Source organism: Streptomyces sp. NPDC058401 (genome assembly GCF_042722885.1).
In the GTDB taxonomy this organism is placed as follows: domain Bacteria; phylum Actinomycetota; class Actinomycetes; order Streptomycetales; family Streptomycetaceae; genus Streptomyces.
In genome coordinates this window covers 1-8,832 of sequence record NZ_JBHXKA010000211.1, presented here as the reverse complement: position 1 = coordinate 8,832, position 8,832 = coordinate 1, and the positions used below count along the sequence as shown (strand labels likewise).

9 protein-coding genes are annotated in these 8,832 nt (G+C 73.4%); 5 read left to right on the top strand and 4 right to left on the bottom strand.

Annotated features, from left to right (window positions below):
* Nucleotides 1-77 precede the first annotated feature (77 nt).
* A complete protein-coding gene (locus ACFWNV_RS38015) occupies nucleotides 78-908 on the top strand; it encodes an LAETG motif-containing sortase-dependent surface protein (RefSeq protein ID WP_383956379.1) in 831 nt (276 codons plus the stop codon).
* 87 nt (nucleotides 909-995) lie between these two features.
* Here ACFWNV_RS38015 and ACFWNV_RS38010 read toward each other — a convergent pair whose 3' ends face one another.
* Both ACFWNV_RS38010 and ACFWNV_RS38005 read right to left on the bottom strand, forming a co-directional pair.
* A complete protein-coding gene (locus ACFWNV_RS38010) occupies nucleotides 996-1,478 on the bottom strand; it encodes a GNAT family N-acetyltransferase (RefSeq protein WP_383956376.1) in 483 nt (160 codons plus the stop codon).
* Between the two features lie 9 nt (nucleotides 1,479-1,487).
* On the bottom strand, nucleotides 1,488-2,102 hold the full coding sequence (locus ACFWNV_RS38005) for a peroxiredoxin-like family protein (protein WP_383956373.1): 615 nt from the start codon (nucleotides 2,100-2,102) through the stop codon (nucleotides 1,488-1,490).
* An 84-nt stretch (nucleotides 2,103-2,186) separates the two neighbouring features.
* Here ACFWNV_RS38005 and ACFWNV_RS38000 point away from each other — a divergent pair, with 84 nt between their 5' ends.
* The 3 genes from ACFWNV_RS38000 to ACFWNV_RS37990 are packed head-to-tail and all read left to right on the top strand — an operon-like array spanning nucleotide 2,187 to nucleotide 5,222.
* Complete coding sequence (locus ACFWNV_RS38000) at nucleotides 2,187-2,795, top strand: TetR/AcrR family transcriptional regulator (RefSeq protein WP_383956370.1); 609 nt, start codon at nucleotides 2,187-2,189, stop codon at nucleotides 2,793-2,795.
* A 40-nt stretch (nucleotides 2,796-2,835) separates the two neighbouring features.
* Entirely contained in the window at nucleotides 2,836-3,522 is a 687-nt protein-coding gene (locus ACFWNV_RS37995; protein WP_383956382.1) for an HAD family hydrolase, read from the top strand.
* Between the two features lie 56 nt (nucleotides 3,523-3,578).
* Complete coding sequence (locus ACFWNV_RS37990) at nucleotides 3,579-5,222, top strand: DNA repair helicase XPB (RefSeq protein WP_383956367.1); 1,644 nt, start codon at nucleotides 3,579-3,581, stop codon at nucleotides 5,220-5,222.
* On the opposite strand, the gene ACFWNV_RS37985 is transcribed toward ACFWNV_RS37990, so the two are convergent.
* Nucleotides 5,180-5,986 carry a glycosyltransferase family 87 protein gene (locus tag ACFWNV_RS37985; protein WP_383956365.1) on the bottom strand — a complete coding sequence of 269 codons (807 nt, stop codon included), beginning with the start codon at nucleotides 5,984-5,986 and terminating at the stop codon, nucleotides 5,180-5,182. The genes ACFWNV_RS37990 and ACFWNV_RS37985 overlap by 43 nt on opposite strands.
* 47 nt (nucleotides 5,987-6,033) lie before the next feature.
* Complete coding sequence (locus ACFWNV_RS37980) at nucleotides 6,034-6,222, bottom strand: hypothetical protein (protein WP_383956362.1); 189 nt, start codon at nucleotides 6,220-6,222, stop codon at nucleotides 6,034-6,036.
* A 322-nt stretch (nucleotides 6,223-6,544) separates the two neighbouring features.
* Here ACFWNV_RS37980 and ACFWNV_RS37975 point away from each other — a divergent pair, with 322 nt between their 5' ends.
* A complete protein-coding gene (locus ACFWNV_RS37975; protein ID WP_383956359.1) occupies nucleotides 6,545-8,632 on the top strand; it encodes a HelD family protein in 2,088 nt (695 codons plus the stop codon).
* The last annotated feature ends 200 nt before the right edge of the window (nucleotides 8,633-8,832 follow it).

Genomic DNA, 8,832 nt, shown 5'->3' with positions numbered 1-8,832 from the left:
GGGCACACCATGTGCCTGGCCCCCGCGCCGTTGCGTTTCCCCCGTGTTCGTCATCGCAGGTCCTGGGGGAGTCCACCATGTCCGCTCGCACCGCCGCCCTCCGCCCCGCCGCCCTGCGCACCGCTTCCGCCGCCACCGTCGCCGCCGCCATCGCCGCCGCCGTCCTGATGCCGACGACGGCCTCCGCCGACGAGAACAACCCCCAGGCGCTGAAGACCACGATGAGCGCCCCGGCCCCCAGCGGCCCGCTGACCCGCGGCGGCGCAACCGAGAGCTTCGAGCTGACGGTCACCAACGCGACGGACAAGCCCTCCGCCTACCACCCGTGGATGCTCCTCGACCCGACCGGCACCGCCCCGCTCCAGCAGGCCGACGTGGTCTACAAGGTCGACGCGGTGAACGCCCCCGCGACCGAGTCCAAGATCGGACAGCAGGACGGGGAGTGGCAGGGCCTGTTCTACCCGGCGGGCAAGAACGCCCAGGACGGCTTCGAGATCCCGGCCGGCGCCAAGATGACCTGGAAGGTCACCATCGGCCTCGGCAAGAACTACCCGGCGGCCGCCGGCGACTTCAAGCTGCGCGCGTCGAGCTTCAGCAACGAGGTCACGGAGGCCAACGCCGGCTCCCTGACCTTCAAGACGGGCCCGGCGGCCGCGACCACCGCGCCCGCCCCGGCCACGTCCGCACCCTCCACCCCCGCGGCCACCGCCCCGGCCCCGACCGCCTCCGCCGCCACCCCGAGCGCTCCGGCCGCCCCCGTCGCGGAGAACACCCCCGCGACCGGTTCCATGGCGCACACCGGCTCCGACTCCCACACCGCCCTGTACGCCGGTCTGGCCGCCGCCCTCGTCGTAGTCGGCGGCGCGGCCGCCTGGTTCGCCCGCCGTCGGCGCACCGTCCGCGGCTAGGCCGTCGCTTTCGGATCTAGTCGGCCCGTACGACGCCCGAAGGGGCCCGGTCCACGCAGTGCGTGGGCCGGGCCCCTTCGGCGTTGCTCACCTCGCCGCGTAGTCGATGCTCTCCGCGTCGAACGGCCAGACCTCGGCGAGCCAGCGCGCGACGGTCTCGTACACCGTCTTGTCGAAGGCGACCCGGTCGCCGCGCACCCAGGAGGTCACGTGGACGCGCTCCGGCTCCTCCCTCGCCGGGTAGATGTAGAGGCACCCGATGACCTCGCCCGTACCGTCCCGCTCGCCGTCCAGGACGCTGTACGTGAATCCGCGCCGCTCGGCGAAGTCCGCTGCGTGGCGCACCAGGTCGGCCAGGTTGGATTCGGGGCTCATCCCCTCCTCCGGCGGCCAGTCCCCCAGGAAGCCGGGCGTCGCGCGCACGTGGTCGATGCTCCCGCTCCAGGCGGCGAGGTCCCCCTCGTTGTGCTCGGGCCCGAGGGGCTCCAGCCGGAAGCCCTCCCCGACGAGCCGGACGGGCACCTCGAACACCTCGGCCGGCGGTACGAAGCTCTGCTGATCGCTACTCATGCCGCGACCCTACGCAAGCGCTCCCCGGCTCCCCACGGAGTTTCGGGCCGCCGCGGCCAGCCGGAGCAGCTCGTCGACGGACCACTGGTCGTAGATGTGCTCCCCGTACTTTGCGGCCACCACCCTGCCGTCCGGCCCGATCAGCAGGTCGGCGGGCAGCCCGAGCCGCCCGCCCGGCTGTCGCGGTGCCGGGAGCCGTTCCCGGCCGCGCACCACTTCGGCCGCCGACCGGGCGATCGCCCACAGCACCGGGCCCCAGGCGCGCGGGTCCAGCAGGGAGCGCGGGGAGGACTCGACGCCGAACTCCCGGTACAGCCGCTGCCGTGGATCGGCGACGACGGCGAAGGGGAAGTCGGCGGTGTGCGGGCGCAGTTCCTCGGCGGAGGAGTGGAAGAGCACGACCTCCCGGATCCCGGCGGCCTCGATCTCGGCGTGGCGCCGGACGACGGAGCGCAGGTGGAGGTGGCAGACGGGACAGCCGGCGAAACGCCGGAACTGGAGATGGACGAGCCGCTGCGGATCGGGGACGGGGACGGGGACGGGGACGCCCTCTGTGGCGACGGGCGTGACGGCCGTGACGGGCGTGAGCAGGCGTGCGGGTACGACGGAACCGGGTTCGAGCATGGGAGGCCCTTCCTCGACAGGCGTAGGCGTATGTCGTACGCCTACCTCCCCAGCGTAGGCGTATGCCGTACGCTGTCAACCGTCATGCCGCGCCCCCGCTCGCACACCCCGGACCAGCTGGCCGCCGCCGCCCTCGCCGTCATCGACCGCGACGGACTCGCCGGCCTCTCCATGCGCGCCGTCGCCACCGAGCTGGGCACCAGCCCCATGGCCCTGTACCGCTACGTCCCGGGCCGCGAGGAACTCGAAGCGCTCGTCGTGGAACTCCTCCTCAGCGCCGTCGACACCACCCCGCCGCCCCCCGGGCCCTGGCCCGGCCGGATCACGGTCCTGGCCCGCCGCCTGCGCGACACCATGGGCGCCCACCCGGAGGTCCTGCCGCTCTCCCTGACGCACCGGCACCGCTCGCCCAGCGGGCTGCGCTGGTCGGAAACCGTGCTCGGCGTCCTCACCGAGGCCGGCATCGAGGCCGAGGCGCGGGTGCTCGCGCTGCGCGCGCTCATCTCCTACGTGCTCGGCGCCACGCAGCTGGAACACCTCGGCCCGCTGTCCGGCCCCGGAACCACCGCCATCGCCGATCTCCCCCCGGACGAGTTCCCGTACATGACGGCCACCGCCCGCGACGCCCGCACGATCACCCCGGACCGGGAGTTCGAGGGCGGCCTGGAGCTGCTCCTGCGCGGCCTGGCATGATCCGCCGGTGACCAACGCAGCCACCGCTCCCGTCCCGTCCATCCCGCCCGTCTCGCCCGTCCCGCCCGTTGCGGCCCGCCGGTTCGTCCTGTTCGACGTCGACGGCACCCTCGTCGACGCCGTCGCCAACCAGCGCCGGGTCTGGGCCACCTGGGCCGCCCGCCACGGGCTGGACCCGGACGCGGTGTACGCCGTGGCCCTGCGCACCCGCCCGATGGAAACCTTCGCGGCCGTCGCCCCGGACCAGGACCCGCACGCCTGCCTGGCCGCGCTGCACGAGCTGGAGGACGAGGACGTCCGCTCCGGCAACTACGCCGCCTTCGACGGCGCCGCCGGACTGCTGTCCGCCCTGTCCGCCGGGAGCTGGGGCCTGGTCACCTCCAACTACGAGCACCGGGTGCGCGGCCGCTTCGACCGCACCGGCCTGCCCGTGCCGCAGGTCCTCGTGGACGCCGCCGCCGTCACCGAGGGCAAGCCCTCACCGGTCCCGTACCTGCGGGGCGCGGCCCTCCTCGGCGCCGACCCCGCCCACTGCCTGGTCATCGAGGACGCCCCCTCGGGGGTCCGGTCGGGCCTCGCGGCGGGCATGACGGTCTGGACGGTCAACACCCCCGCACCCCACCCCGAGGCCCACCGCCACTTCCCCACCCTGCGCGAGGCCGCCCCCGAGATCCTCGCCTTCGCCACCGGAGGGTCCCCGTCGGTGCTCCGAGCGCCATGTTCCTGAACATGCGGGGATGCGGCACACTGGAGGTTTGGCCAGAGTGAAACGGGGCGCTGCGTGTGAATGGTCCACTGATCGTCCAGAGTGACAAAACGCTCCTCCTCGAGATCGACCACGAGCTCTCCGCGGCCGCGCGGCGGGCCATCGCGCCCTTCGCCGAGCTGGAGCGTGCTCCCGAGCACATCCACACGTACCGGATCACGCCCCTCGGGCTCTGGAACGCGCGCGCCGCCGGGCACGACGCCGAGCAGGTCGTCGACGCGCTCGTGGAGTTCTCCCGCTACCCCGTGCCGCACGCCCTGCTCGTCGACGTCGCCGAGACCATGGCCCGGTACGGCCGGCTCACCCTCTCCAAGCACCCCGTCCACGGGCTGGTCCTCACCAGCACCGACCGGCCGGTGCTGGAGGAGATCCTGCGGTCGAAGCGGGTCGCCCCGCTGGTCGGCGCGCGCCTCGACGCCGACACCGTCGCCGTGCACCCCTCCGAGCGCGGACAGATCAAGCAGACCCTGCTCAAGCTGGGCTGGCCCGCCGAGGACCTCGCCGGGTACGTGGACGGCGAAGCGCACCCGATCGAGCTCGACGAAACCGGCTGGGCGCTGCGCCCGTACCAGCAGCAGGCCGTCGAGGGCTTCTGGCACGGCGGCTCCGGCGTGGTCGTGCTGCCCTGCGGCGCCGGCAAGACGCTGGTCGGCGCCGGGGCGATGGCCAAGGCCAAGGCGACCACGCTGATCCTCGTCACGAACACCGTCTCCGCCCGCCAGTGGAAGCACGAGCTGATCAAGCGGACCTCGCTGACGGAGGAGGAGATCGGCGAGTACTCCGGTACGCGCAAGGAGATCCGGCCCGTCACGATCGCCACGTACCAGGTCCTCACGACGAAGCGGAAGGGCATCTACCCGCACCTGGAGCTCTTCGACTCCCGGGACTGGGGTCTGATCCTCTACGACGAGGTGCACCTGCTGCCGGCCCCGGTGTTCAAGTTCACCGCGGACCTGCAGGCGCGCCGCCGCCTCGGGCTGACGGCGACGCTGGTGCGCGAGGACGGCCGCGAGTCGGACGTGTTCTCGCTGATCGGGCCCAAGCGGTTCGACGCCCCGTGGAAGGAGATCGAGGCGCAGGGCTACATCGCGCCCGCCGACTGCGTCGAGGTACGGGTCAATCTGACCGAGTCGGAGCGCCTCGCCTACGCGACCGCCGAGACGGAGGAGAAGTACCGCTTCTGCGCGACCACCGCCACCAAGCGGAAGGTCACCGAGGCGCTGGTGCGCAAGCACGCGGGCGAGCAGACCCTGGTCATCGGGCAGTACATCGACCAGCTCGACGAGCTCGGCGAGCACCTCGACGCGCCCGTCATCAAGGGCGAGACCTCCAACGCGCAGCGCGAGAAGCTCTTCAACGCCTTCCGCGAGGGCGAGATCAGCGTGCTGGTCGTCTCCAAGGTCGCGAACTTCTCCATCGACCTGCCCGAGGCCACGGTCGCCATCCAGGTGTCCGGCACCTTCGGCTCCCGCCAGGAGGAGGCCCAGCGCCTCGGCCGCGTGCTGCGCCCGAAGGCGGACGGCCACGAGGCGCGCTTCTACTCGGTCGTCGCGCGCGACACCATCGACCAGGACTTCGCCGCGCACCGCCAGCGCTTCCTGGCCGAACAGGGCTACGCCTACCGGATCATGGACGCCGACGAGCTGCTGGCTGACGGCTGACGGACGGGGCGGCCGTCCCGCCGCCCGGAGCGCGACCGCAGGCGCAGGAGCGCGGCGAGCAGGGCCGTGAGCAGCGGGACGGCCCAGACCCACAGGTGGGGCCAGCCCAGCAGGAGCGAGCGGCCGCCCGTGGGCGGGTGCCGGGACCAGAACTCCGCGGAGGCCCCGGGCAGGACCAGCAGCCCGAGCAGGCCGCTGCCCGCGAAGGCGCCCAGGGCGGTCAGCCCGGCCCGGATGCGGCCGGTCAGCAGGAGGTACGGGATCAGCAGCACCGGGGTCAGGGTGATCCCGGCGGCCGTGCCCAGCGCGAAGCCCTTGCCGAGCGCGCCGCGCGGCCGGTGCAGGTCCCACAGGACCAGGCAGGCCAGGGCCAGGGCGATCTGCCCGGACAGCGGGCTCTGGAACAGCGGCTCCAGCCACAGCCCGGCGACGGTGGCGGCCAGTACGGCGCCCGGCCGGGCCCGCAGTCCCGTCAGCCGGCACGACAGCAGGATCAGCAGGGCGAACAGCCCCGCACTGCCCCCCACCAGGACGGCCTTCAGTACGCCGGTCGGCAGCCAGGCGGCCGGGGCGAAGAGGATGGCCGCGAACGGCGGATACCCGGCGGGCGGGCTCCACTCGGCGGCGGAGAGGCCGGGGGCGAGGGCATCGGCCACCGGGATGCGCAGGGCGACGCAGAGTACGCCGAGCACGAGCAGCAGGCCCGCGAGCAGCACACCGGCGCGGGGCGACGGAGAGCGGCTGGGCTCGGAACTCCGGGTCACGGCGCGACCCTAGTGGATCAACGCCCCGGTCCTCGCGCGCGGGCGCCTCAGCGGCGTATGACGCCCGCGTCCTCGGCGTATTCACCGAGGACGACGACGCTCACGGCGGTCGCCGCGAAGACCTTGGCGGCGCGCAGGACGCTGCCGGCGCTGTGGCGGGGGCGGCGGGCGTCGGAGGAGGCGGTGGCGCCGCGAGGGCGGCGACCCTGGACCGGGGTGTAGGTTGCGGTGCTCATGTATCCATGGTCGGTTTTCGACCGGCTTGTCACATCGCTCTGAGGGCTGAACCTCCAGCTCTCCGGCATCCTCCTCCCGGCCCATGCCGCCCCCTACGGGCTCTGCCCGAAGGAGGACACGGCCCGAACAACCCCCGTACGGGGCCACCCTGCCAAAGGACTTTCGGCCCCTCTAAATCCATTCGCGCAACGCCGCCGCGATGACTAGAATCTCCGCTCTTGCCGCCTCCCGCCGCGTCACCGGGAGCGCCGCCCGCCGCTCGGAAACCGGCGGGCCCGTCCGCCCGCATCACGCAGGTCCTCAGCAGATGGAGGCAGTTCCGTGCCCGCGCACGCCCACGTCACCGACCCCGCCGACGCACCCGCCGCCACCGACCCCCTGGGCCGCGAACGGGCCCACCTCGCCGCCTCCCGCTCCGCGCTCCGCGCGATGCGCGAGGACGTGGAGAACCTCGACATCCGCGACGTCACCGCGAACTGGGTCAACGCGGTCGTCCTCCAGGCCCAGATCGACGACCGGATCAAGGCCCTCGCCGACCTCGCCCACACCCCCCTCTTCTTCGGCCGCCTCAACTACCTGCACGCACCCGGCGCGGAGCTCGCCGAGGGCGCGGAGGGCGAGCAGTTCTACATCGGCCGCCGCCACGTCCACGACGCCGGCGGCGACCCCATGGTCATCGACTGGCGCGCGCCCGTCTCCCAGCCCTTCTACCGGGCCTCCAAGAACGACCCGCAGGACATCGGGCTGCGCCGCCGCTTCGGTTACACCGGCGGCGAGCTGACCGCGTACGAGGACGAGCACCTCTCCGACCCCGCCGAGGCGGCGGCCGTCAGCAAGCTGCTCCAGCAGGAGATCGAGCGCCCGCGCGTGGGTCCCATGCGCGACATCGTGGCGACGATCCAGCCCGAGCAGGACGAGATCGTCCGCTCCGGCCTGTCGGGCTCCGTCTGCGTCCAGGGCGGTCCCGGCACCGGAAAGACGGCCGTCGGCCTGCACCGTGTCGCGTACCTCCTCTACGCGCACCGCGACCGCCTCGCCCGTACCGGCACCCTGGTCATCGGGCCGAACCGTTCCTTCCTGCACTACATCGAGCAGGTCCTGCCCGCCCTCGGCGAGCTGGAGGTCAAGCAGGCCACCGTCGACGACCTGGTCGCCCGCGCGGACCTGGAGGTACGCGGCGCGGACGCCGCCGAAACCGCCGTGATCAAGGGCGACGCCAGGATGGCGGAAGTACTGCGCCGCGCCGTCCACTCACACGTCTCGGAGCCCGTCGAACCGCTCATGGTGGTCCGCGGCTCGCGCCGCTGGCGGGTACCCGCCTACGAGATCGCCGAGATCGTCGCCGAACTCCAGAACCGCGACATCCGCTACGGCGCCGCCCGCGACGCCCTCCCCCAGCGCATCGCGCACACGGTCCTCGTCCGCATGGAACAGGCGGGCGAAGCCCCGGACGACCGGGTCCAGGACGCGGTGGCGCGCAATCCCGCCGTAAAGGCCGTGGTCAAGGCGGTGTGGCCGCTGGTGGAACCGGCCAAGCTGGTCCTGCGCCTCCTCTCCGACCCCGACTTCCTCGCGGCCCACGCGGACGGGATCCTGTCGGCGGCGGAACAGCACCTCCTCCTCTGGGCCAAACCCGCGCGCAGCGTGAAGTCGGTGAAATGGTCCGCGGCGGACCTGGTCCTCATCGACGAGACCACGGACCTGGTCGAGCGGACGCACTCCCTCGGCCACGTCGTCATCGACGAGGCGCAGGACCTGTCCCCCATGCAGTACCGGGCGGTCGGCCGCCGCTGCACGACCGGCTCGGCGACCGTCCTCGGCGACCTCGCCCAGGGCACGACCCCCTGGGCCACGCGGAGCTGGGACGAGGCGCTGGGGCACCTGGGCAAGCCCGGCGCGGTCCTGGAGGAACTGACGGCGGGCTTCCGCGTGCCGCGCGAGGTGATCGCCTACGCCTCGCGGCTGCTGCCGGCGATCTCGCCCGGCCTGTCCCCCGTCTCCTCGGTCCGCGAGACCCCCGGCTCACTGATCGTCTCGGAGGTCCCCTCCGACCTCCCGTCGGCGGTGATCGCGGCCTGCCGGGCGTCCCTCGCCCACGAGGGGTCGATCGGCCTGATCGCGGCGGACGCACGCATCCCGGAGCTCGGCGAAGCCCTGCTGGCGGCGGGCCTGCCCTACCTCTCGCCCGGCGAGGAGACCACTGCGGAGTCCCGCCTGACGCTGGTGCCGGCGTCCCTCGCCAAGGGTCTGGAGTACGACTACGTCGTCCTCCACGAGCCGGCGGAGGTCGTCGCGGGCGAGCCCGACGAACGCACCGGCCTGCGCCGCCTCTACGTCTGCCTCACCCGAGCCGTCTCCGGCCTCACCGTCCTCCACACCACCCCCCTCCCAGAGGCCCTGGCCCCCTGACCGAGGTCCCGCGCAGCACCCTCACCGCTGCGCGGGGCGAAGTCCCCGCAGCACCCCTTGCCGCTGCGCGGGGCGAAGTTCCCCGCAGCACCCCTTGCCGCTGCGCGGAGCGAAGTCCCCTACCCGCCCTTCGCCCGTTCCCCGGGCTCTGCCCGGACCCCGGGGGTCACACCCCGGCAGGGGGGAAGGATGGCGACCGG